The organism is Enterocloster clostridioformis, assembly GCF_020297485.1.
GTDB lineage: Bacteria > Bacillota > Clostridia > Lachnospirales > Lachnospiraceae > Enterocloster > Enterocloster clostridioformis.
Window position 1 is genome coordinate 4,403,327 of record NZ_JAIWZC010000001.1, and the last position, 21,892, is coordinate 4,425,218.

Below are 21,892 nucleotides of genomic sequence, written 5' to 3' on the forward strand. Positions count from 1 at the left end.
ACCGGGAGGAGGTATTATGGAATATCTGAAATCAGTGATACCCGTCATAGAATCCAATTATGTGAATTTTACAACGGTGGAGCGCAGTATTGCGGATTTTTTTATCTATAACAGGGAACAGATGGATTTCTCAGCCAAGTCAGTGGCCGGAAGGCTGTTTGTGTCGGAGGCATCCCTGTCGCGGTTTGCAAAGAAATGCGGATTCAGGGGATACAGGGAATTTATTTACCAGTATGAGGAAAATTTTGTGGTTAAGCAGGATTCCATGACAGGCAACACCAGAACAGTGCTCAATGCCTACCAGGAACTTCTGAATAAGACGTATAACCTGGTAAATGAAAAGCAGGTTGAGCGGGTGTGCCGGTATATGGCCAAGGCGGGCCGCGTGTTTGTCTGCGGAACAGGAAGCTCAGGCCTGGCTGCCAGGGAGATGGAGCTGCGCTTTATGCGGATCGGCCTGGACATCACATCCATGGAGCACAGCGACATGATGCGTATGCGCGGCGTGTTCCAGGACGAGAACTGCCTTGTCTTTGGCGTCAGTATCAGCGGTGAAAAGGAGGAGGTGTTATACCTTCTGGAGGAAGCCCACAAGCGGGGGGCCAGGACCGTGATGCTCACAGCCAGGAACAGGCCTGACTTTGATGCCTTCTGCGATGAGGTGGTGCTTCTTCCCTCGCTGCTCCATTTGAACCATGGAAATGTGATTTCACCTCAGTTCCCCATTCTCCTCCTGACGGACATCCTCTATTCCTACTATCTGTCCCAGGACCAGTATAAGAAGGAAGTGCTCCATGACAGTACATTGAGGGCCCTGGAAAAGGGGCGCAGGGAGAATAATGTGCTGTAATATATAAGAATGAATATATGGTAAAGGTACTGTGATATCACGGAATTCAGTGATGTCACAGTATCTTTTTTTGAGCAAACTAATATATCAGTACTAATATATCAGTATCAGCAACAAGGGGTAAAATGAATTCAAGGTGCGTATGTAACCGGAACGCGTTCGAGGATTCATTCCCTTCATTCCCGCTGCCCTGGCAGTGGTGGGAAACGCATTTTCGTCCACATCGGCCATGGAAGGCAAAACCTTCATCCAGGTGCTGGCGGACACCGGTATAGCAGCCACCCTGATTCGTAAGGTGGTTGAGCTGGGCGGCGATAAGCCCAGAATCACCATGGCGCTTTTGTGTATCGTCACGGCCATTATCTTTATGTCCATGAACATTTCTCCTACGGCAACGTGGAATCCGCCAGAAAGGCCATGAAGGTCCTGGCTGACTATTGCGGCACCACGGCGGAGGATATGTACTTTCAATCCATATTTTATGTGGGGGTCAACAAGGGGTACTGCAACAATATCATCTCTGCCAATTCATGCCATTACATGCGGATTCGCCTGCTGGCCATGGCGGACCAGGGCATAGGCAGGGAAGCCCCTTCAGATTGATATGTATTACCAGATTCCCAGCGCGCTCTGGAGTCCCAGGCTCACTGCGGTGATTCCCACCCAGCAGCAGGCGCCCATGAGCATGGGCTTGCCGCCGGTGCGGATGAGCTTGACCAGGTCCGTGTTCAGTCCGATAGCTGCCATGGCCAGGATGATGAAGAACTTGCTCAACTCCTTAATGGGCGCAAAGACTGAGGCAGGAATCCCTGCTCCCATGGCAATGGTGGTGATGACCGAGGCCCCGATGAAGTAGAGAATGAAAAACGGAAAGATATCCTTAAAGCTTACGGACTGTCCGCTGGCCTGATCTTCCTTTTCCTCCTTCCTGGTCCGGATGAAGGCCAGACACAGAGTGATGGGAATAATGGCCAGGGTCCTGGTCAGCTTTACCGTGACTGCTTTGTCCAGTGTGGCCGCCCCCAGGTTCCACATGCTGTCCCAGGTGGCTGCGGCTGCGGTGACGGATGATGTGTCGTTGATGGCTGTTCCGGCAAAGACGCCAAAGGCATTGCCGGATGCAGTGTCAAATCCCAGAACCTTGCCGAAGGTGGGGAACAGGATGGCTGCCAGTACGTTAAAGAAGAAAATCACGGATATGGCCTGGGCAACCTCATCGTCATCCGCGTTGATTACAGGCGCCGTGGCTGCGATGGCGGAACCGCCGCAGATGGAGGAGCCCACTCCCACCAGGGTGGAGATGTTGGATGGGATATGCATAAGCTTATGGAGCGCAAAGGCAATCACCAGAGAGGTGGTGATGGTGCATACAATAATGGGCAGAGACTGCTTTCCCGTCTCCAGTACCACATTTAAGTTCATCCCGAAGCCCAGAAGAATGACCGCCCACTGAAGTACTTTTTTTGAGGTAAACTTGATGCCGTCCTCCAGGCCGTCTTTATTTTTCATGAATACGGCGATGACCATGCCGGCAATGATGGCGATGACTGCGCCGCCTATGATGGGGAACATTTTCCCCAGGAACCGGGAAGGGACGGCCAGCAGCAGGCAGAATGCCAATCCTTTCCATTTCTTTTGTAATGATGCCATTTCTTTTTCCTCCTCATATTCCCGTAGCTTGATATTAGACAGAGTGCCGGGTGTAAAACGCAGCACACGGTTTATATGGTAACTTATGGAAAGCATAAAGTAAAATTATATATATTTATATTTTAATAATAATGTGTTATGATAAAGAAAACAAAGGCAGAACAAAAAGCGGAACCAGTGGCAGAATCAGAAACAAAATAAATGACGGAATTAAAGGAGGAAATCAGGTGCTGGATTTCAGGGTTTACACATTTCTTGCTGTCTGTGAGTACATGAATTATACAAGGGCCGCGGAGGCGCTGCACATCACGCAGCCCGCTGTGTCGCAGCATATACGGTATCTGGAGAACATGTATCAGGTCAAACTGTTCCTGGCAGAGGGAAAGAGGATACACCTGTCCCCGGCAGGAGAACGGCTGCTCCACGCAGCCATCACCCTTAAGAATGACGAGGTATTTCTGCGAAAACAGATGTTAGAGGGGGGAGGAAGGGGACTGAGCCTGCGGTTCGGGACCACCAGGACCATCGGAGAGTCAGTGATATCCGCACCCCTGGCCCGCTACATCCACAGCCATCCGGAGGACCGTATCAGCGTTGTCATCAATAACACGGACGAGCTTCTGCACAAGCTGGTTTCCGGGGAGATTCAGTTTGCCCTGGTTGAGGGATATTATGATGATGTGGATTTTGATTCCATGGTTTTCAGAACAGAGCCCTTCATCCCTGTATGTGCCGCCGGCCATGTCTTTGCCAGGAAGCCGGTCTGGCTAAGGGATCTTTTGGAGGAACATCTGCTCATACGGGAGCCTGGGTCGGGAACCAGGGATATCCTGGAGAAGAATCTGGATATCAAGAATATCCGTCTGTCTGATTTTGCCCACATTACGGAAATCGGCAGCATGCATGTCATTCTCCAGCTGCTGGAAAAGGATGCGGGAATTACCTTCCTGTACCGGACTGCGGTGGAGGAGGGGATCAAGGAAGGGGTATTCAGGGAACTGGAACTGAGAGACTTCCAGATGGAGCATGACTTTGCCTTTATATGGAATAAGGGAAGTATATACGCGGATACGTACAGGATGATTTGCAGGGAACTGCAGTGAAGGAATGAGCCGGCCCAAAGAAAGGCGCGTCCCTGTGTCTGTTCTCACCTGCGCACCAGCGGCAGCATGACGGATACCGTGAATACATCGTTGTTGTGGCTGATTTTCATGTCGCCGTTATATTTATGGATGACCGTGGAAACATTGGAGAGCCCTATGCCGCAGTACTGTTCCCCAATCTTTATGCTTTCGTACCGGTTGCCTTCCATGCGCAGCTGGCCGTTGTATGAATTGGAGATGCTGATGATGAGGAATGCCTTTTGGCAGCGGATTTCCGTGTGGATAAACCGGTCTGCACCCTTGACCATACGGCAGCATGCCTCCAGGGCATTGTCCAGAAGATTGCCCAGGATGATGCACAGGTCCACGTTATCAACCGGAAGTTCGGGAGGCACCATGATATTGGCTGTCAGGGGAACGCTGCAGGCAGCGGCCTGCTGCTGCGCATTGTTTACCAGGATGTTTACCATGCTGTTTCCGCCGGTGAGAGGCACCTTCATGCCGTTGGCGGATTCATAGATTTGTTCAATATATGTAAGGGCCTCCACATACTGGCCTGCTTTTAAAAACACCACCAGGGAATGGAGGTGTTTTTTTAAATCGTGGCGCAGGGAGGTGATTTCCCTCTGGGAGTCCTCCACCTTCTGATAGTAGGAGGACTGCATGGTCAGGAGCTTGTCCGCAATCATATTTTTCTGGCTCTCCTCGTTGATGATGGCGTAGTCGTCCACCAGATAAAACAGGAACATGGAGGAGCAGAAAAGGATTCCCGATATCTCCAGGTAAAAGTGGGATACGCTGTTCCTCATGTGGAAAATCTGGATGGTGATGAACAGAATCACGGAGGGCACCAGGAAGGAAATGGCATTGTAAAGGTTGTCTTTGTTGCTCTTCCTCATGTTTCTGCACAGGATGAATAGCAGGGTAAAGAAGAAAAAAAGGACGCAGGCCGTCATCTGGGCCAAAGGGCTCTGAATCAGGAAGTTGGGTTCGGAGGGAAGGGGCTCGTTGTGCAGAAAACGCACCAGCACTGCGGACAGCAGCTTGCAGGCATAGTTGAGAACAACGAACAGATAAGCAACCAGTACCTTGGTCCTGAGGGAATCCGTGAAGAAAATGCAGCTTACCAGCATTGTGAAGGCACAGTAAAAGACGCACATGCTGAACAGAGGCGCATTGAACCAGTAGGTTACCCACTGGAATATAAAATAGATCAGGATGCCCACCGTGTATTGGGATACGGGGCGCGGGTTCCGGTGAAGGAAGTTGCTGCACAGCCAATAAAGAATCAGGGTCTCGGCCACGGACAGCACAAAGCTGACCCAGGCATGCTGAATGACGCTCATCATAGGTTTGCCTCCATATAGCTTAAGAATTCCTGGTTCACTTCCTTGCGCTTGTGCTTGCTCATGGGAAGCACTTCCTTGTTGTCCATGGTTACGGAATCCTTGAAAATATTATAAATATGGCTTACGTTGACAAGAAAGCTTTTGTGAATACGGATGAAGCCGTCCGTACGGAGCTGTTCCTCCAGGGAACTGATGGTGCCTGTAAAGGTAAATGTGCCTTCCTTTGCAACCACACGGATGGTCCTTAAATCCGATTCCAGATAATAGATATGGTCGGTCATAAGCTTGGTGGTGCCGCTCATGCTGGGGAAGGAGAAGATGGATGCCTGTTTCTTCTGCTGCCTGTCCAACAGCTCCTCCACGGCAGACAGAAAGTCACTGCCCTCCACCGGCTTTACGATATAGCGGAAGGCGCCCACCTTGTAGCCCTCCACCGCGTAATCCACGGTGGCTGTCACAATGAGGATGGGAACCTCGTCGTCCAGCCGGCGGATATGCTTTGCCACCTCGATGCCGCCCATGGTTTTCATGCGCATGTCAAGCACCAGGATGTCGCAGAACCCTTTTTGTTTATAATCCTTAAGCAGGTCCAGGCCGTCTGTATAGGATATGATATCCACAGGCCGTTTTTCTTTTAATTGTTCCAGATGTCCGCGCAGCACCATCAGGTCCGCGGGACTGTCATCGCAAAGTACAATTCTGAACATGACCATTCTCCCCTGAAATTAGTTAAATGCATAACGATTATACAATTCTTTCAGCGGTATTGTAAATAGGATTTTTGGACGAAAAATACATTTTTGACCAATTATTACACTGGAATTATCGATTGTGCACAAAGTATTGCGTTATTTTTTTCCTTGTGTAAAATGAGGATATGAGTTGAGAAACAATATGAAAAACAAGAAAAAGGGGGAAACAGATCTTATGTCTGGACCAAGTGGAAATGATGCAGGCGGAATGAAAAAGACCCTGTCCATATGGAATTTCTTCACCATTGGATTCGGGGCCATCATCGGTACTGGCTGGGTGCTTCTGGTAGGTGACTGGATGGTGATTGGAGGCGGACCCATAGCGGCCATGATAGCATTTGCCATTGGAGCCGTGTTCCTGCTCCCCATTGGAGCCGTGTTCGGGGAGCTGACAGCGGCCATCCCTATCTCCGGAGGAATTATTGAATATGTGGACAGGACCTACGGGCGGAATGTCTCATACATAACGGGATGGTTCCTGGCTCTGGGAAACGGTATCCTCTGTCCCTGGGAGGCAATCGCCATCTCCACATTAGTATCCGATATGTTCGGGGGACTGTTCCCGATTCTCAGGGCGGTCAAGCTCTATACCATCATGGGGGCGGACGTGTACCTGTTCCCCACCGTCATAGCGCTGGGATTCGCGGTCTATGTGGTTCTCCTTAACTTCCGGGGAGCCAGCGCGGCCGCAAAGCTGCAGGCATTCCTGACAAAGGCTCTGTTGGCGGGCATGCTTCTGGCAATGGCAATTTCCTTCGTAAAAGGCGGACCATCCAACATCCTTCCCTCCTTTACACAGGTGGAAGGACCGTCCACGGTGACCAGTGCGAACAACATGTTTGCAGGCATTATCTCGGTGCTGGTAATGACGCCGTTCTTCTACGCGGGGTTTGATACCATACCGCAGCAGGCCGAGGAAGCGGCGGAGGGCCTGGACTGGAATAGGTTCGGCAAGGTCATCAGTATGGCACTCCTGGCGGCAGGCGGTTTCTACATGATTTGTATCTATTCCTTCGGCACCATTATACCGTGGACTGATTTTATAAAAAGCACGGTTCCGGCCCTGGCCTGCCTTAAGAGCATCAGCATGTTTCTGTATGTGGCAATGCTGGTAATCGCCACATTAGGCCCTATGGGCCCCATGAACTCCTTCTACGGAGCTACCAGCCGCATTATGCTGGCCATGGGACGTAAAGGACAGCTTCCGGACAGCTTCGCGGTTCTGGATGAAAAAAGCGGGGCTCCCAAGATGGCCAACACGGTACTGGCAGTCCTGACCATTATGGGACCTTTCCTGGGAAAGAACATGCTGGTATCCCTGACCAATGTGTCTGCGCTGGCATTCATCTTCTCCTGCACCATGGTAAGCTTTGCCTGCCTTAAGATGCGCTATACGGAGCCTGGCCTTCCAAGGCCATACAAGGTTCCCGGCGGAAAAGCAGGCATCTGCATGGCGTGTCTGGCAGGTACCATCATCATCGGGCTTATGGTGGTTCCTTTCAGCCCCGCAGCCCTTAAGCCGGTAGAGTGGGCCATCGTGGTTGCCTGGCTGGTCATCGGACTGGGCCTTAGCGCTGTCACCAGGGCAAAGGGAAATAATAAGGCGGCGGCCGCTGCAAAATAACGGTTATAAAATCATACATCAACATATATCAAATAAAGGAGGATTTTTCAATGAAGAAGGTAGCTTTTAAAAGCGGTTTACTGATTGACGGAACCGGCGCGGAGCCAGTGGCGAACAGCCTGGTTCTGACAGAGGATGACAAGATTACATATGCCGGTGCGGACAGGGAAATCGGACCTGACTACGAGGTTGTGGATATTGCAGGAAAGACCATTATGCCGGGGCTTATTGACTCCCATCTGCATTTTTCAGGAAACCTGACAGACGATGACAGCGACTGGGTGCTGGAGGATGTGGTTCAGAAGACAGTGGTGGCGGTACAGCAGGCCCACGAGTGTCTGGAGAACGGCCTGACAACGGTTGGAGAGATTTCCCGTTCCGGTATCCAAATCCGCAATATGGTGGAGGCCGGTGTCATGAAGGGCCCCAGGGTAGTGGCAACCGGACTTGGCTTCTGCCGTACCTGCGGACACGGCGATTCCCACAAGCTTCCCAGCTACTACAATGACGAATCCCATCCATGGGCTGAGCGTGTGGACGGACCATGGGATCTGCGCAAGGCAGTGAGAAGAAGACTCCGCCAGAATCCCGATGCAATCAAAATCTGGTCCACAGGCGGCGGCATATGGCGCTGGGATCAGAAGCTAGACCAGCATTACACACTGGAAGAGATTCAGGCAGTGGTGGATGAGTGCAGCATGGTAGGAATCCCGGTTTGGTCCCATGCAGAGGGCTACGGCGGCGCCCTGGATTCCGCCAGGGCAGGGGTGCATCTCATTATCCACGGCCAGACCTTAAATGACGAGTGCCTGGACATCATGGCGGAGAAGGGTATCTATTTCTGTCCTACCATCCAGTTCTTAAATGAGTGGTTTAAGACTTATGCTCCGCCATACATCCCGGAGGTACATGACCAGTATCCTGGCAATACCGTAGCGGAGAAAGAGCTGAACCGCGTATACGCTAATTTAAGGAAGGCAAAGGCAAAAGGCATCGGTCTTACCATTGGTTCCGACTCCTTCTGCTCCAGTCTTACGCCATACGGAACAACAGCCATCGGAGAAATGTATTCCTTTGTGGAAAAGGCAGGCATCAGCGAGATGGATACCATTGTGGCAGCTACCAAGACAGGCGCCGAGATGCTGAAGGTTGATAATGTGACCGGCTCCCTGACAGAGGGCAAGAGTGCTGACCTGTTAGTCATTAACGGCAACCCGTTAGAGAATATCCGTGCAATCGCTGTTGAGAACATGGACGTAATCATGAAAGAGGGATATTTTGTAAAACGCTGACCGGTACTCCCGGATGAGAGGAATGGGCTGCTGCTATAACAGGCGGCAGTCCTTTGCGGTTTGGGAAGCCAAGGGGGATGAAAAGAAAATGTATGTATTGCTGTATCTTCTGTGGATTCTTTTAAACGGCAGAGTCACGGCTGAGATTCTGACATTGGGAGTCCCGGCGGCAGGTCTGGTATACGGATTCGGGTATCTGGCCCTGGACTGCCGGCTGTCCAAAGACCTGCTTCTGCTGAAACGGCTGGGGCATGTCCTGGTATTCCTGGCCATGGTGGTATGGGAGGTGGTGAAGGCAAATGTGGCCATCATCCGCATTGTGCTGTCTCCTCACATGGAGATCACGCCCTGTCTGGTGCCTGTTAAGACGGACTTAAAGAGCGCCGGAGCCAGGGCGGCCCTGGCTAATGCCATCACCCTGACACCGGGCACCATCACGGTGGATGTGAAGGATGATGTGTTGTGGGTCCACGCACTGACCGCTGAGATGGCGGAAGGGCTCAAGGACTGGCATGTGGCAAGACAGCTGGCGCGGATAGAGGAGATAACGTAAAGGAGGAAGGGCTATGGGGGCAAAGATGGGGGCAGCGGCGGAAGGGATGTTTACAGGTGTCCTGATTCTGTCAGTCGTCATACTCAGCATCAATATGGTATTCTGCCTTCTGCGGGCCGTGCTGGGACCGCGCTTCTCCGACAGGCTCATTGCCATCAACATGATAGGGACCAAGACCGTGCTCATGATTGCCCTGCTTATAAAAGTATTCCATGAGGACTATCTGGTGGATATCTGCCTTATATATGCCCTTATCAGTTTCCTGTCCTTTGTGGTGCTGACAAAGCTTCTGGGCCTGCGGATGAGCCGTGAAAAGGGAATGGGAGGGAGCGGTACGGCAGAAAAGGAAAATGAGGAAAAGGAGGCGTTGCTGTGATGGGTCTGGTGATAGGAGGAATTTTTATCATACTGGGAGTGTTTGTACTCTGCGTGGCAACCTTTGGCATATTCCGGTTTGAATATGCGCTGAATCGGATTCATGTGGCTGCCAAATGTGACACCCTGGGAAGCATGCTCATACTGGCGGGCCTTATGATCTCCAACGGGTGGAATATGGAATCGGCGAAAATCGGATTGATTCTTCTGTTTATCTGGATTGGCAACCCGGCTGCCTCGCATATGGTGGCCAGGGCGGAGGCCGGGAGCAATCCGGACCTTGGCAAGGAATGCGGGGTGTCTGAATATGAAGGTGGTTGAGATCATCCTGCTGCTGTTTCTGATGGCCTGCTCCTTAAGCGTATTCCTTTGCAGAAACCTGCTGGTGGCGGCCATTCTGTTTATGGCCAACAGCCTTATCATGAGCATCATATGGGTGATTCTGCAGTCCCCGGACCTGGCTGTCACAGAGGCGGCCGTGGGCGCAGGGGTTACGGGAATTCTTCTTTTCATTACACTGTATAAGGTCAACGGGTTAAGGGGGGAAGACAGTGAGTGAGGACATAGGTAAGCGCGGTCTGCGCGTATTTGTGGACTGGGTGGAGAACGGACAGGACTGGGATGATGAGGAAGGTGCCCATGGAGCGGCGGAAGGTGCCCGTGCTGCGGGGCAGGCCAAAAAGGAAAGTGTTAAACGGAATATGGGCCGGCGGTTTACGGAATACACGCAGGAGCATGCCCTGCGTGTATTCGGCAGTATCTACCGGGCTGTTGCACAGGTAGTCTGTCTGGCGGGCATGGCGGTTCTTCTCATGATGGTATCCCATCTGCCGGCCTTTGGGTCCGCGGACAATCCCGCCAACAATGAGGTGGCGGGACGTTATCTGGAAGACGGGCTTTCCGAGACAGGGGCTGTGAATACGGTTGCAGGCATCATATTGGATTACCGGGCCTTTGATACCTTTGGCGAGTCTGTGGTCTTATTCCTGTCAGCCGTCAGCGTCATAGCCCTCATGCGCCGTAAATCCGGGAGCGGGTCCGGCGGGAGGGCAGACCAGGGAGGGGGAAGGGAATGCGAAAGGGATGAGGAAAGGGATATCATACTGGAACAGGTGGCCAGGCTGCTGGTCCCCTTTATTCTCATGTTTGGCTTGTATGTGGTGCTCAACGGTCATCTGTCCCCCGGAGGCGGGTTCTCAGGAGGGACGGTTATGGGGGCAGGTCTGATTCTATATGCCAATGCATTTGGGTACCGGCGGATTCATCGTTTTTTCAGCTTTAAAACCTTTACCGTGGTGAGCAGCAGCGCGCTGATGGTATACGCCCTCTCAAAAGGCTATTCCTTTTTTATGGGAGCCAACCACCTGGAGTCGGGCATACCTTTGGGGAAGCCGGGGAACATCTTGAGCGCGGGGCTGATACTGCCTCTGAATATCTGTGTGGGGCTGGTGGTGGCAGGGACCATGTATTGCTTTTATTCCCTGTTCCGGGAAGGGGAGGTGTGATGATGCAGGCCCTTGTGACCAATTACTACGAGACAGCGGCCATGATTCTGTTTTCCATTGGGTTTACCATGCTGCTGCTCCAGAAAAATCTGATTAAAAAGGCCATCGGGCTGAACCTCATGGATATGTCCGTGTACCTGTTCTTGGCGGCCAAGGGGTACATAGCCGGTGGAAGGGCGCCGATTGTAGATGGAAGGACAGCCGTGGAAGGATTCATCAATCCCCTTCCCGGCGGTCTGGTGCTGACGGGTATCGTGGTGTCTGTCAGTGTGTCAGCCTTTCTCTTTTCACTGATACAGAGATTCCACCACTATTACAAGACCCTGGATTTGGACGGCATGCTGTATGAAGGACAGGAGGAGACAGACGGTGAGGCTGGTTGAGAACATTCCATTTTTCAGTATATTCATCATGATGGCAGGGGGAATCGTGACGCCCCTTCTGGGGGGCGGGAACCGGGCCAGGGTTCTCCACATGGTTTTGGTGGGAGCCGTGGCAGTGATGTCCGGCCTGCTTCTGGGATATACGTCGGACGGTACCTGTTTTTGCTTCATGATGGGCCATTTTCCGGCGCCCTGGGGCAATGAGGTCAGGGCCGGCGCTCTGGAGGCCCTCATGAGCCTGGTCTTTTCCCTTGTAATGTTCCTTACGGTGGCTGCCAATAAACGGTCTCTGGAACACGACATACCTTCGGAGCGGGCCGGTCTGTATTATGTTATGATGAACCTTCTGTTCAGTTCCCTTCTGGCCCTTGTCTACACCAATGACCTTTTTACCGCTTATGTGTTCATAGAAATCAATACCATTTCAGCCTGCGCCATTGTGTGCGCAAAGGAAAGCGGCGAGACTGTGGCGGCGGCCATACGCTATCTTATCATGAGCCTGGTGGGAAGCGGCCTTATCCTTATCTCCATTGCCCTTTTATACTGCCAGACAGGCCATCTGCTTATGGAACCCATGGCAGGGAAGGTCAGGGATTTGGCGTCTTCCGGAAAGGATTTATTTCCCCTTAAGATGGCTCTGGTGATGATGACCTCCGGGCTGGCGGTAAAAAGCGCCCTGTATCCCTTCAGCTCCTGGCTGCCGGGAGCCCATGCCAATGCCACAGCCGCATCCAGCTCTGTTTTGTCGGGGCTGGTTCTGAAGGGATATATTATCCTGCTTCTCAAGGTCTATATGCGGATTTTGGGAATGGATTTGATTATCCGGCTGCGAATAAATGATCTGCTTTTTGTGTTCGGAATCCTGGCCATGGTCATTGGTTCGGCCAGGGCACTGCAGCAGCATATGGTCAAGCGGGTCATTGCCTATTCATCCATTGCCCAGATTGGATATATCTTCATGGGAATCGGCATGGGAACCAGGGCAGGGCTGGCGGCCGCAGTGCTGCACATGATTGTCCACGCCGTGACAAAACCCATGCTGTTTACAGCTGCTGGCGGCCTCATGGACTGCTGCGGCCACCAGAAGGAGATAGCGGCCCTGAGGGGAAGCGCAAGGCGGAATCCGGCAGCCGGAGCAGGGCTGGTGGTAGGGAGCATGGCCATGATAGGGATTCCCTTTTTTTCGGGTTTCATTTCTAAGATTTCCTTTGCAATGGCCTCGTTCCATGACTTGAACCGGGCTGTTCTGGTGCTGGGGGCCCTGGCCGTGAGTACAGTCCTCAATGCCATGTATTACATACCTCTCATCATCATTGTGTTTTCAGAGAGCGGGCCGGAGAAAGCGGACTATGAGGCGGCAGGACTGGAGAACGCTGTTGTGCCTGAGGCGGGAGAGCCTGTAAGGGACTTTCATTTTACGGCAGCCATGGCCTGCTTTATGGCCGGAAATGTGCTGATTGGGACCTACTACGGCCCTGTGGTCAGGATGATAGAGACAGGGCTTGCCAATTTTGGGTGACCCTGGCAGCAGGGGAATATATGAAAAGGAGAGAACATAGGACATGAGAGAAATGTGGATGCTGGCGCCGGTGCTGTTTCCCGTGATTTCCGGTGCGGCCCTGTGGATATGGAATCCGGACCAAAATAAAATGCGGACAGCCGCTGCGGTCCTGTCTCTGTCAGAGGCAATCTGTTCATGGCTCGTCATCCTGAACTGCCTGGGGATGCGGCTGCTCCTGTGGAACATCGGTCCGGGCATGGAGCTGTGCCTTCGGCTGGACGGAATCGGGGCCCTGTTTTCCGGTCTGGCATCCCTTATATGGGTGCTGGTGGTTTTCTTCGCCTTTGAATATATGGAACATGAGAGGGAAGAAGCGCGCTTTTTCGGATGCCTTATTATGTCCCTGGGAGCCCTGACAGGAGTTGCCTATGCAGGAAATTTTGTTACCCTGTACCTGTTTTTTGAGATGATGACATTTTTCAGCGTTCCTCTGGTGTTTCATTCCGGGAAGAGGGAAGCGCTCCGCGCCGGAATGGTATATCTGGCCTATTCCATGCTGGGCGCATCCATTGCCCTGGGAGGCTACTTTTTCTTCCGCCTGTATGCCTGTGGAACGGATTTTAAGGCGGGCGGGGTTTTGGTGGAGGCTGTGGGAACGGCGCAGGACAGGCCTCAGATTCTTCTGCTGTCTGTTTTCTGTATGGCAGCCGGATTTTCCTGCAAGGCAGGTCTTATGCCCCTTCATCCGTGGCTGCCCATCGCGCATCCGGTTGCGCCTGCGCCTGCCAGCGCTGTGTTATCGGGCCTGATTACAAAGGCGGGAGTGGTGGCGGTCATCCGGGTGGTGTACGGTATGGCCGGTCCCACATTCCTGCGCGGAACGTGGGTGCAGCATGCCCTTTTGTCCATGGCCGTGCTGACCATATTTACCGGTTCCATGCTGGCTTATAAGGAAAAGAAACTGAAGAGCCGTCTGGCCTGCTCCTCCTTCAGCCAGGTGTCCTATGTGCTGTTCGGCATATTCCTGCTGTCCATGGAAGGGCTTTACGGCTCCCTGCTCCAAATGGTGTTCCATGCCCTGGCAAAGAACGCCCTGTTCCTCTGCGCGGGGGCCGTGATTTGTAAGACGGGATGCGTCAGGATAAAGGAGATGAAAGGGATGGGAAGGCGGATGCCGGCTGTGATGATATGCTTTGCCCTGGCATCCCTGTCACTGGTGGGAATTCCGCCGGCAGGCGGTTTTCTGGCAAAATGGCATCTAGCCGTGGGCGCCATGAGGACAGAGGCAGGCCTTTTTACATGGCTGGGGCCTGTGGTTCTTATTGTCAGCGCCCTGCTGACGGCTGGGTATCTGTTTCCTGTTATTGTGGAGGGATTTTTTCCGGGAAAGGACTGGAAGAAAACGGAAAAATCAGAGGCCGGCAGGTCCTGTGCGGGCGCCTCGGCTGTATCTGTGTTTATAAAGGTGCCCCTGGCAGTGCTGGGTATCTCCCTGCTGGTGCTGGGCGCTCTGGGAAATCCTGTATTTGAATTACTGAGGGGCATTGCCTCTGCTATGGTGTGAAAGGGGGGATGATTGTGAATCCATATTATCTGCTGGCGCCTGTGCTTCTTCCCGTGATGACTGGTGCGGCTGTGCTTGGACTGCGTCCAAAGGAGCGCAGGAAAAGGGAGATACTGGTAATGGGGGGAATTCTGGCTGCCTCGGCTGTGATTGGGGCCCTGGTGGTGAACGGCCCCAAACAGCCGCTGGTGCTGTACCGCTTTGGCGGCAAGATGAACATATCACTGGGACTGGACGGCCTGTCCGGGGTATTTGCCTGTCTCATTGCAGTCCTTTGGCCCCTGACCACACTGTATTCCTTTGAGTATATGAAGCACGAGGGAAAGGAAAATAAGTTTTTCGGATATTTTTCCATTACATATGGCGTGGTGGCGGGAGTGGCACTGTCACACAGCCTGATTACCCTGTACTTCTTCTATGAACTCATGACCCTGGCTACCCTGCCTCTGGTCATGCATGCCATGGATACCAGGGCCATATATGCGGGCAAGAAATACCTGCTTCTCTCCATGGCAGGGGCTGCCATGGTGTTTGTCAGCATCATCAGCCTTCATGAATATGGAACCACCCTGGATTTTACCTGGGGCGGCGTGACTGCCCAGGGGCTGTCCCACGAGGAACGGCGTCATCTGTACGGCGCATTCATTCTGGCCTTCTTTGGTTTTGGGGTAAAGGCGGCAGTGGTTCCGTTTCACAGCTGGCTTCCCGCCGCATCGGTAGCCCCCACTCCGGTATCTGCCCTTCTGCACGCGGTGGCGGTGGTGAAGGGAGGCGTGTTTGCCCTGATGCGGGTGGTGTACTGGTGCTTTGGGGCAGAATTTCTTATAGGGACAAAGGTACAGGCGGCGGTCCTGTGCGTCTGCTGCGCTGCCATCCTCTATGGATCCCTCAGGGCCCTTTGCACCCAGCATCTGAAACGCAGACTGGCCTACTCCACCGTAAGCCAGCTGTCTTATATCCTCATGGGGGTCATGCTTATGACTCCCGCGGGTCTGGCCGCAGGTCTGACCCACATGGTATGTCACGCCCTGATGAAGATTACCCTGTTCTTCTGCGCGGGAGCTATCCTGTACAAGGGGGGACGGGAGTATGTGTATGAGCTTCGCGGCGTCGGAAGGGCCATGCCGGTCACCATGACTTGTTTTACCCTGGCCGGACTGGGGCTGGTGGGGGTTCCGCTCTTTGCGGGTTTTGTGAGCAAATTCATGCTGGGGTCAGCTGCCGCAGAGGCAGGGGGTCTGGGAATGCTGGGAGTGGTATCCCTGATTATATCCGCCTTTTTTACCTTGTTTTATATGGTGCTTATTATAGGGGCCGCCTGGTTCCCGGCAGAGGGGCGGGAAGATCCCCATTGGAATACGCAATGTGACCCCAACTGGAATATGAAGCTTCCTCTGATTGCCATTACTGCCATGAGCATGGTTCTGGGCCTGTGGTCAGGTCCTCTGATTCAGGTGTTTAACCGGATTGCGGCAGGAGGCCTGTAGGAAGAATGAAGGAGGTAGCGGGAATGGAAGGAAATGTATGGCTGTTGTGGGCTGTGGCCTGGCCTTTTCTGGCGGCCTTTATCAGCCTTTTTGCGGAAAAAAAGGGAGAGAGGAACCGGGATATTTTTGCGTCGGCCGCCATGGTTATGGAAGCTACGGGCATGCTCTGCCTTTATCCCGGAAGCGGTTTGGCGGCCTTTTCGTGGGCCGGATTTTGCGAGATGGGCATATGGCTGAAGGCGGACGGATTCAGGTGGCTGTACAGTACCATCGCAGCCTTCATGTGGATGATGACCACTCTGTTTTCCATGGAATATTTTGCCTGCCACGGCAATAGCGGGAGATACTGTTTCTTTTCCCTTTTAACCTGCGGGGCAACAATGGGCGTATTTCTGTCCGACAGCCTGTTTACCCTGTTCCTGTTTTTTGAGATAATGGGTCTTACCTCCTTTGTGATGGTCATACAGGAGGAGACAGCGGCAGCGGGAAGGGCTGCCAGGACATATCTGGCCATTGCGGTCATAGGGGGACTGTGCGCGCTGTTTGGCATATTCATGATTGCGGCAGGAACAGGAAATCTTTCCATGGATAGTCTGGAACAGTTCAGGAAGGCCACGGGGGGAACATGGCCCCTGTATCTGGCAGGAGCGCTGCTGCTTGCCGGATTCGGGGCAAAGGCGGGAATGTATCCGCTGCATGTATGGCTTCCCAATGCCCATCCTGTGGCGCCGGCGCCTGCCAGCGCGCTTCTGTCAGGCATCCTGACCAAGACAGGGGTGTTCGGCATCCTGATGGTTACCGTGACCATGTTCCGGCATGACAGGGTCTGGGGAATGGTGCTTTTGGCGCCGGGAGCCGTGACCATGGTGCTGGGAGCAATACTGGCCGTTTTTTCCATTGATTTAAAACGTACCCTGGCATGCTCCTCCATGTCCCAGATTGGCTTCATTCTTACGGGGTGTTCCATGCAGTGTCTGCTGGGTGAGGAAAACGGACTGGCTGTGAGCGGAACGGTGCTGCATATGGTGAATCATTCCATGATTAAGCTGGTGCTGTTCATGGCGGCGGGATGTATTTATATGAACCTGCACAAGCTGGATCTGAATGAGATTCGGGGATATGGAAGGAACAAGCCTTTCCTGATGCTAATCTTTGCCATGGGGGCATATGGCATATGCGGCATTCCGCTTTGGAACGGGTATGTGAGTAAGACGCTGCTCCATGAGAGTATTGTGGAGTATATGGAAATGCTGGGCAGACAGGGTGCCAATGTCCTGCCCTTTCAGGTACTGGAGTGGGCCTTCCTTATGGCGGGCGGTCTTACGGCCGCCTACATGATAAAGCTGTTTGCGGCCATTTTTCTGGAAAAGGCTCCCCTGGGACGGGACGGGGATGACAGGGGAAAGAAGTACGCGGGCACGGCTGCCTGTTTTGCCCTGGGCGGTTCCGCTCTTTTCCTTCCGCTTATGGGGATGGCTCCCCACCGGATTATGGACTGGATGGCAGATATCAGCCGTCCGTTTTTAAGGGGGGCGCATGTCCTGCATCAGGTGGAGTATTTTTCAGAGGCCAATCTCAGAGGGGCCTGTATCAGCATTTCCATGGGAATCCTGGTGTATGTGCTGCTTATCCGCAGATACCTTATGGAGACAGGGGAGGACGGGACCAGGATCTATGTGGACAGATGGCCGGCATGGCTGAACCTGGAGGACCGGGTGTACCGCCCTCTGGTTCTTACCGTGCTGCCCTTTTTGGGAGCCATGCTGGCCAGATGTGTCAATGGGGTATGCGAAGTCCCTCTATCCCTGTTCATGAAAAAACCGGAAAAAAATCAGGTGGTGGTACCGGGGGAATCCAGCAGGTTTTTCAGGCAGGCCCAGGATGTAAGGCTTCTGCACATGATTTATTCCAGCATGGGATATGGATTTATGATGCTGGGAGCAGGGCTCATACTGATGACAGCATATGTGCTGTTTTTATGAGAAGCCTTGTGGGTGGAGAAAACGTGAGCTGTCAGGCATGTGTAAAAATACGTTCTGCAGGATAATAAAAAAGGTTGTCCCTTATATGATTAATTACCTCAGGGATGGTGATACTCTCCATTAGAAAACACCATTTATGAATCAGCGAGGTAATGATATGTATAGAGAGAACAAGAATATGAACCAGGACGCACACCAGACCATTTTGAGAGGGGATTTATATTATGCGGATCTGTCGCCGGTAGTGGGGTCTGAGCAGGGAGGAGTCCGGCCGGTTCTGGTCATCCAGAATGATGTAGGGAACAAATACAGCCCAACCGTAATCGTAGCGGCCATCACCAGCCGATCCACCAAGGCAGCCATCCCCACCCATGTGTGTATCCGCAGGATGCGCAGCGGATTAAAGCAGGATTCCACCGTACTGGCAGAGCAGATTCGCACCATAGACCGGAACCGTTTAAAGGAATACATAGGACATCTGGATTCCGGACAGATGGCGGGAATCGAACAGGCCATGGTTACCAGCCTGGGACTGGGGCATCTGACGGGTAATATGGGACAGGTCTTTTTTCCGTCTTATTCATAAGACGGCCAGAGTGCCGACCAAGTCGCCACTCTGTGAAAATCATGGCGGTGCCATGATTTTCAATTCCGTAAGGATGAAATGCCGATTTCCTCGCACAAGGGCTTTCAGCATGCACAAAACATTGTATGAGGCAGGGGACGGCCCTGTTATATTGGGACGGTCAGTTGAGACCGGGAAGCGGGACTGCAAAATTGAGACTGTAAAATGAGGACGGGAGGCAAAATGGATATTGACATATGTCATAAACAGCCTTATAATTATTGACATAAGTCAAAAACAAAGTAAGACAGCGGATAAGGAGAAGGCATATGGCGCGACCGTACAAGGCCAGAAGAATCTGCTCCGTGCCCACCATAGACACCTTTGGTCCTTTGAACCAGGAGATGGACAGCGCGGTGGAGCTCACGCTGGAGGAATATGAGACCATACGGCTCATTGACTGGCTGGACTGCACCCAGGAAGAGTGCGCGGACCAGATGGGGGTGGCCAGAACCACGGTCCAGGCGGTGTATAATTCAGCCAGGAAAAAGCTGGCGGACTGTCTGGTCAATGGGAAAAGGCTGGAAATCCGGGGAGGCAACTACCAGCTGTGCCCGGACGGAGGAAACTGCTGCGGGAAGAACTGCGGGAAACTCGGATGCCGCAGACGCCGCTGTAATAACAAACCAGGAGGAGATTGTAATGAAGATTGCTGTAACATATGAAAACGGACAGGTATTCCAGCATTTTGGCCATACAGAGGAGTTCAAGGTATATGACACAGAGGATAAGAAAATCCTGTCCTCTCAGGTAGTGGGAACCGGCGGAAGCGGCCATGAGGCCCTGGCTGTGTTTTTGAAAAACCTGGGAGTAGAGGTGCTGATTTGCGGAGGAATCGGAGGCGGCGCCAGGACAGCGCTGGACCAGGCCGGAATTGAACTGTATCCAGGCGCATCCGGGGATGCAGACCAGGCAGTGGAGGCGCTGTTAAGCGGCAGCCTGGTTTATGATCCAAATACCGTGTGCAGCCATCACCATGAGGGCGGGGAGCATAACTGCCATGGACACGGACACAGCTGCGGAGAACATAATTAACAAAAAGAAAAAAAGCGAATAAAGCAAAGAGATGCCGGTATGTGGATATGGATTCACGTACCGGCATTTTTCATGTCCTTTTTTTACATCAAGCCGGATTACAGCAGGAAGATACATGAGAATACGCCGGATATACCGGGGCTAAATGACATTACAGGTAAGAACCGTTACATAGAAAAATCCAATTGGACAAACAATTTTTTTATTAGTAAACTAAATTGAATGCATATCGCAAACAATAATTCGATAATGCAAAAGAGGATCAGAATGAATCAGATAATTTATAAGGAAAGAAAGAATACAAACTCCATGAAGTGGGATAACTGCGGGGAGAAATTCGGCAATGAGAATCTGCTGCCTTTGTGGGTGGCTGATATGGATTTTGAGGTTCCGGAATGTGTGAAGGACGCTATAAAGGAATACGCTGATTTCGGCGTGTTCGGATATTATAATACGCCTCATGCATACGCAGATGCATTTATCCGGTGGGAGGAAACATATCACAATTATCAGGTGAAAAGAGAGTGGATGCGTTTTGCTCCCGGAGTTGTTCCTGCCGTCAACTGGCTGATGCATATACTGACCAGGGAACAGGAGGGAGTTATTATTATGCCTCCTGTGTATTATCCATTCCGCGACGCAATCCTTAATAATAACAGACAGCCTGTGGAAAGTCCCCTTGTACGTACGGAAAATGGGTATGTGATGGACTATAAGGATTTTGAAGAGAAAATCATGGAACATGACGTAAAGCTGTTTATACTGTGCTCCCCTCATAATCCTGTGGGAAGGGTATGGAGGTCCGGGGAGATACAAAGGGCGCTGGATATATGTAAGAAGCATCATGTCTATGTTATCTCCGATGAAATTCATCAGGATATCATCATGAAAGGCCATGAGCATGTTGTAGCTGCCACCACAGGGACATACGATGATATGCTGGTCACACTTACGGCAGGGACCAAGACATTTAACCTGGCAGCCTGCCAGAATTCCATCCTGGTCATTCCGGATCAGGGACTGCGGGACAGGTATGACCAGTATTTAAAACGGCTGCGGATTAATGGCGGGAATGCATTTGGTTATATTGCGGTACAAAGCGCCTATGAAAAGGGAAGGGACTGGCTTGAGCAGGTACTGGATATCATAGAGGCCAATTACCGCTATATGAGAAACGCGCTTTTGGAGGCGCTTGCGGATGTGTGGATTTCCGAGCTGGAAGGAACGTATCTGATGTGGATTGATTTGGGCAGATACATAAAGCCGGAGGACATGAAACACGTTATCCAGGACAAATGCGGTTTGGCAGTGGATTATGGAAGCTGGTTTGGTGAAGGCGGATATGACGGATTTATCCGCGTCAATCTTGCAACCAGCAAGGAAAATATTGAACTGGCGGCGCAAAATATAATCAGGGCCCTGAAACACGTTTGATAAAGGATAGAGTGACACTTGCGGATATGGAAAATATTAAAATAAATCAATTGTCTTTTTCGTATGAAGACAACGGGAAATTAATTTTAAAGGATATAAATATAGAGGTGCAGGCGGGAGAATTTGTCTGTATTCTGGGACAATCCGGGTGCGGAAAAAGCACACTTTTGCGCCTGCTGGCCGGCCTTTTAAAACCCACGTCCGGAGAATTGTTAATCGGAGGTAAAAAGGTGGAAGGAGCCAGTCTGGAGCGCGGCGTTGTATTCCAGGATTACGGTTTGTTCCCGTGGATGACAGCGGGTGAAAATATCCTGCTTGCATTAAAACAGCGTTTTCCAGGAAGGACAAAGCAGGAGCTAAAGCAGACTGCCATAAACATGCTGCTGGAAGTGGGGCTGGAGGAATCCGTCTATAAGATGCTGCCAAAGGAATTGTCCGGCGGCATGAAGCAGAGGTGTGCCATTGCCCAGGCATTCAGCATGGACCCGCCCATCCTGCTGATGGACGAGCCGTTTGGAGCGCTGGACGCGGTGACCCGGGCCAGACTTCAGGACCTGGTGCTCAAGCTGTGGGCACAGGACAACCCAAAGAAAACCGTGTTTTTTGTGACCCATGATGTAGATGAGGCAATGCTCCTTGCCAACCGCATTATCGTGCTGGGACAATCGCCAAGCAGCATTATATACGAGTGCGCGATTCCGGAAGACGGACGCCCCACCAGGGAGACACAGTTTGAGAACATGGAAATGCTCAGGATGCGCACCAAATTGATTTGCCAGATTAACAGGGATGTGGCAGACCACATTGAATAGAAGATGGATAGGGAGC

Annotated in this window: 23 protein-coding genes and 1 pseudogene; 21 read left to right on the plus strand and 3 right to left on the minus strand. The window is 52.1% G+C overall.

Features of this window, described 5'->3' with window-relative positions:
- The first annotated feature begins 16 nt into the window (after positions 1-16).
- The 3 genes and pseudogenes from LA360_RS22085 to LA360_RS22095 all read left to right on the plus strand — a co-directional run bounded on the left by LA360_RS22085 (position 17) and on the right by LA360_RS22095 (position 1,453).
- Positions 17-850 carry a MurR/RpiR family transcriptional regulator gene (locus tag LA360_RS22085; protein ID WP_022200903.1) on the plus strand — a complete coding sequence of 278 codons (834 nt, stop codon included), beginning with the start codon at positions 17-19 and terminating at the stop codon, positions 848-850.
- Between the two features lie 229 nt (positions 851-1,079).
- A pseudogene (locus LA360_RS31550) lies at positions 1,080-1,226 on the plus strand (citrate transporter); the annotation flags it as partial.
- 20 nt (positions 1,227-1,246) lie between these two features.
- Positions 1,247-1,453, plus strand: coding sequence for a hypothetical protein (locus LA360_RS22095; protein WP_225537650.1), 207 nt, complete (start codon positions 1,247-1,249; stop codon positions 1,451-1,453).
- A gap of 6 nt (positions 1,454-1,459) precedes the next feature.
- Here LA360_RS22095 and LA360_RS22100 read toward each other — a convergent pair whose 3' ends face one another.
- Entirely contained in the window at positions 1,460-2,500 is a 1,041-nt protein-coding gene (locus LA360_RS22100; RefSeq protein WP_057571215.1) for a YeiH family protein, read from the minus strand.
- A 227-nt stretch (positions 2,501-2,727) separates the two neighbouring features.
- Between LA360_RS22100 and LA360_RS22105 the strand changes: the two genes are divergently transcribed.
- The gene (locus LA360_RS22105) at positions 2,728-3,603 is read left to right on the plus strand and encodes a LysR family transcriptional regulator (protein WP_022200906.1); all 876 of its coding nucleotides are present in this window, start codon (positions 2,728-2,730) and stop codon (positions 3,601-3,603) included.
- A gap of 44 nt (positions 3,604-3,647) precedes the next feature.
- Here the strand turns inward: LA360_RS22105 and LA360_RS22110 are convergent, their stop codons facing one another.
- Together LA360_RS22110 and LA360_RS22115 are read right to left on the minus strand one after the other, a co-directional pair.
- Positions 3,648-4,952, minus strand: a complete 1,305-nt coding sequence (locus LA360_RS22110; protein WP_022200907.1) for an ATP-binding protein — start codon at positions 4,950-4,952, stop codon at positions 3,648-3,650.
- Complete coding sequence (locus tag LA360_RS22115) at positions 4,949-5,659, minus strand: LytR/AlgR family response regulator transcription factor (protein ID WP_002585923.1); 711 nt, start codon at positions 5,657-5,659, stop codon at positions 4,949-4,951. The genes LA360_RS22110 and LA360_RS22115 overlap by 4 nt, the downstream gene beginning before the upstream one ends.
- Before the next feature lie 220 nt (positions 5,660-5,879).
- On the opposite strand from LA360_RS22115, the gene LA360_RS22120 reads away from it, so the two are divergent.
- The 17 genes from LA360_RS22120 to LA360_RS22200 all read left to right on the plus strand — a co-directional run bounded on the left by LA360_RS22120 (position 5,880) and on the right by LA360_RS22200 (position 21,876).
- Positions 5,880-7,328 (plus strand): APC family permease, encoded by a 1,449-nt coding sequence (locus LA360_RS22120; protein ID WP_057571266.1) that lies wholly within the window; start codon positions 5,880-5,882, stop codon positions 7,326-7,328.
- A 50-nt stretch (positions 7,329-7,378) separates the two neighbouring features.
- Positions 7,379-8,620, plus strand: a complete 1,242-nt coding sequence (locus LA360_RS22125) for a metal-dependent hydrolase family protein (RefSeq protein ID WP_022200909.1) — start codon at positions 7,379-7,381, stop codon at positions 8,618-8,620.
- Between the two features lie 22 nt (positions 8,621-8,642).
- Complete coding sequence (locus tag LA360_RS22130; RefSeq protein ID WP_002585926.1) at positions 8,643-9,173, plus strand: Na+/H+ antiporter subunit E; 531 nt, start codon at positions 8,643-8,645, stop codon at positions 9,171-9,173.
- Between the two features lie 13 nt (positions 9,174-9,186).
- Positions 9,187-9,549, plus strand: a complete 363-nt coding sequence (locus tag LA360_RS22135) for an MrpF/PhaF family protein (protein ID WP_022200910.1) — start codon at positions 9,187-9,189, stop codon at positions 9,547-9,549.
- Positions 9,549-9,869 carry a cation:proton antiporter gene (locus tag LA360_RS22140; protein WP_002585928.1) on the plus strand — a complete coding sequence of 107 codons (321 nt, stop codon included), beginning with the start codon at positions 9,549-9,551 and terminating at the stop codon, positions 9,867-9,869. Before LA360_RS22135 ends, LA360_RS22140 begins: the two co-directional genes overlap by 1 nt.
- Positions 9,856-10,107, plus strand: a complete 252-nt coding sequence (locus LA360_RS22145) for a hydrogenase subunit MbhD domain-containing protein (protein ID WP_002585929.1) — start codon at positions 9,856-9,858, stop codon at positions 10,105-10,107. The genes LA360_RS22140 and LA360_RS22145 overlap by 14 nt, the downstream gene beginning before the upstream one ends.
- On the plus strand, positions 10,100-11,053 hold the full coding sequence (mbhE, locus tag LA360_RS22150) for a hydrogen gas-evolving membrane-bound hydrogenase subunit E (protein ID WP_022200911.1): 954 nt from the start codon (positions 10,100-10,102) through the stop codon (positions 11,051-11,053). The genes LA360_RS22145 and mbhE overlap by 8 nt, the downstream gene beginning before the upstream one ends.
- Before the next feature lie 2 nt (positions 11,054-11,055).
- Positions 11,056-11,436, plus strand: coding sequence for a sodium:proton antiporter (locus LA360_RS22155; protein WP_022200912.1), 381 nt, complete (start codon positions 11,056-11,058; stop codon positions 11,434-11,436).
- Positions 11,423-12,955, plus strand: coding sequence for a complex I subunit 5 family protein (locus tag LA360_RS22160; RefSeq protein WP_022200913.1), 1,533 nt, complete (start codon positions 11,423-11,425; stop codon positions 12,953-12,955). The genes LA360_RS22155 and LA360_RS22160 overlap by 14 nt, the downstream gene beginning before the upstream one ends.
- A 43-nt stretch (positions 12,956-12,998) precedes the next feature.
- Complete coding sequence (locus LA360_RS22165; RefSeq protein WP_112481566.1) at positions 12,999-14,501, plus strand: complex I subunit 5 family protein; 1,503 nt, start codon at positions 12,999-13,001, stop codon at positions 14,499-14,501.
- 14 nt (positions 14,502-14,515) lie between these two features.
- Positions 14,516-15,988: a complex I subunit 5 family protein gene (locus tag LA360_RS22170; RefSeq protein ID WP_089775622.1), complete on the plus strand. Its 1,473-nt coding sequence runs from the start codon at positions 14,516-14,518 to the stop codon at positions 15,986-15,988.
- A gap of 23 nt (positions 15,989-16,011) precedes the next feature.
- Positions 16,012-17,970 (plus strand): complex I subunit 5 family protein, encoded by a 1,959-nt coding sequence (locus tag LA360_RS22175; protein WP_057571268.1) that lies wholly within the window; start codon positions 16,012-16,014, stop codon positions 17,968-17,970.
- Between the two features lie 157 nt (positions 17,971-18,127).
- Entirely contained in the window at positions 18,128-18,556 is a 429-nt protein-coding gene (locus tag LA360_RS22180; protein ID WP_022200917.1) for a type II toxin-antitoxin system PemK/MazF family toxin, read from the plus strand.
- Between the two features lie 308 nt (positions 18,557-18,864).
- Positions 18,865-19,260 (plus strand): DUF134 domain-containing protein, encoded by a 396-nt coding sequence (locus LA360_RS22185; RefSeq protein ID WP_002585937.1) that lies wholly within the window; start codon positions 18,865-18,867, stop codon positions 19,258-19,260.
- On the plus strand, positions 19,238-19,630 hold the full coding sequence (locus LA360_RS22190) for a NifB/NifX family molybdenum-iron cluster-binding protein (protein WP_022200918.1): 393 nt from the start codon (positions 19,238-19,240) through the stop codon (positions 19,628-19,630). Before LA360_RS22185 ends, LA360_RS22190 begins: the two co-directional genes overlap by 23 nt.
- Positions 19,631-19,897: 267 nt before the next feature.
- Positions 19,898-21,064, plus strand: coding sequence for a MalY/PatB family protein (locus tag LA360_RS22195; RefSeq protein WP_022200920.1), 1,167 nt, complete (start codon positions 19,898-19,900; stop codon positions 21,062-21,064).
- Positions 21,061-21,876, plus strand: coding sequence for an ABC transporter ATP-binding protein (locus tag LA360_RS22200; protein ID WP_002585941.1), 816 nt, complete (start codon positions 21,061-21,063; stop codon positions 21,874-21,876). The genes LA360_RS22195 and LA360_RS22200 overlap by 4 nt, the downstream gene beginning before the upstream one ends.
- Positions 21,877-21,892: the final 16 nt, after the last annotated feature.

Bases quoted from the DNA above. Each gene is read 5' to 3' on its own strand.
- LA360_RS22180 (WP_022200917.1), top strand. From the start codon at position 18,128: ATGTATAGAGAGAACAAGAATATGAACCAGGACGCACACCAGACCATT.
- LA360_RS22100 (WP_057571215.1), bottom strand. From the start codon at position 2,500: ATGGCATCATTACAAAAGAAATGGAAAGGATTGGCATTCTGCCTGCTG.
- LA360_RS22130 (WP_002585926.1), top strand. From the start codon at position 8,643: ATGGGCTGCTGCTATAACAGGCGGCAGTCCTTTGCGGTTTGGGAAGCC.
- LA360_RS22145 (WP_002585929.1), top strand. From the start codon at position 9,856: ATGAAGGTGGTTGAGATCATCCTGCTGCTGTTTCTGATGGCCTGCTCC.
- LA360_RS22140 (WP_002585928.1), top strand. From the start codon at position 9,549: ATGGGTCTGGTGATAGGAGGAATTTTTATCATACTGGGAGTGTTTGTA.
- LA360_RS22125 (WP_022200909.1), top strand. From the start codon at position 7,379: ATGAAGAAGGTAGCTTTTAAAAGCGGTTTACTGATTGACGGAACCGGC.
- LA360_RS22195 (WP_022200920.1), top strand. From the start codon at position 19,898: ATGAATCAGATAATTTATAAGGAAAGAAAGAATACAAACTCCATGAAG.
- LA360_RS22155 (WP_022200912.1), top strand. From the start codon at position 11,056: ATGCAGGCCCTTGTGACCAATTACTACGAGACAGCGGCCATGATTCTG.
- LA360_RS22115 (WP_002585923.1), bottom strand. From the start codon at position 5,659: ATGTTCAGAATTGTACTTTGCGATGACAGTCCCGCGGACCTGATGGTG.
- LA360_RS22185 (WP_002585937.1), top strand. From the start codon at position 18,865: ATGGCGCGACCGTACAAGGCCAGAAGAATCTGCTCCGTGCCCACCATA.
- LA360_RS22120 (WP_057571266.1), top strand. From the start codon at position 5,880: ATGTCTGGACCAAGTGGAAATGATGCAGGCGGAATGAAAAAGACCCTG.
- LA360_RS22190 (WP_022200918.1), top strand. From the start codon at position 19,238: ATGAAGATTGCTGTAACATATGAAAACGGACAGGTATTCCAGCATTTT.
- LA360_RS22165 (WP_112481566.1), top strand. From the start codon at position 12,999: ATGAGAGAAATGTGGATGCTGGCGCCGGTGCTGTTTCCCGTGATTTCC.
- LA360_RS22085 (WP_022200903.1), top strand. From the start codon at position 17: ATGGAATATCTGAAATCAGTGATACCCGTCATAGAATCCAATTATGTG.
- LA360_RS22110 (WP_022200907.1), bottom strand. From the start codon at position 4,952: ATGATGAGCGTCATTCAGCATGCCTGGGTCAGCTTTGTGCTGTCCGTG.
- LA360_RS22175 (WP_057571268.1), top strand. From the start codon at position 16,012: ATGGAAGGAAATGTATGGCTGTTGTGGGCTGTGGCCTGGCCTTTTCTG.
- LA360_RS22135 (WP_022200910.1), top strand. From the start codon at position 9,187: ATGGGGGCAAAGATGGGGGCAGCGGCGGAAGGGATGTTTACAGGTGTC.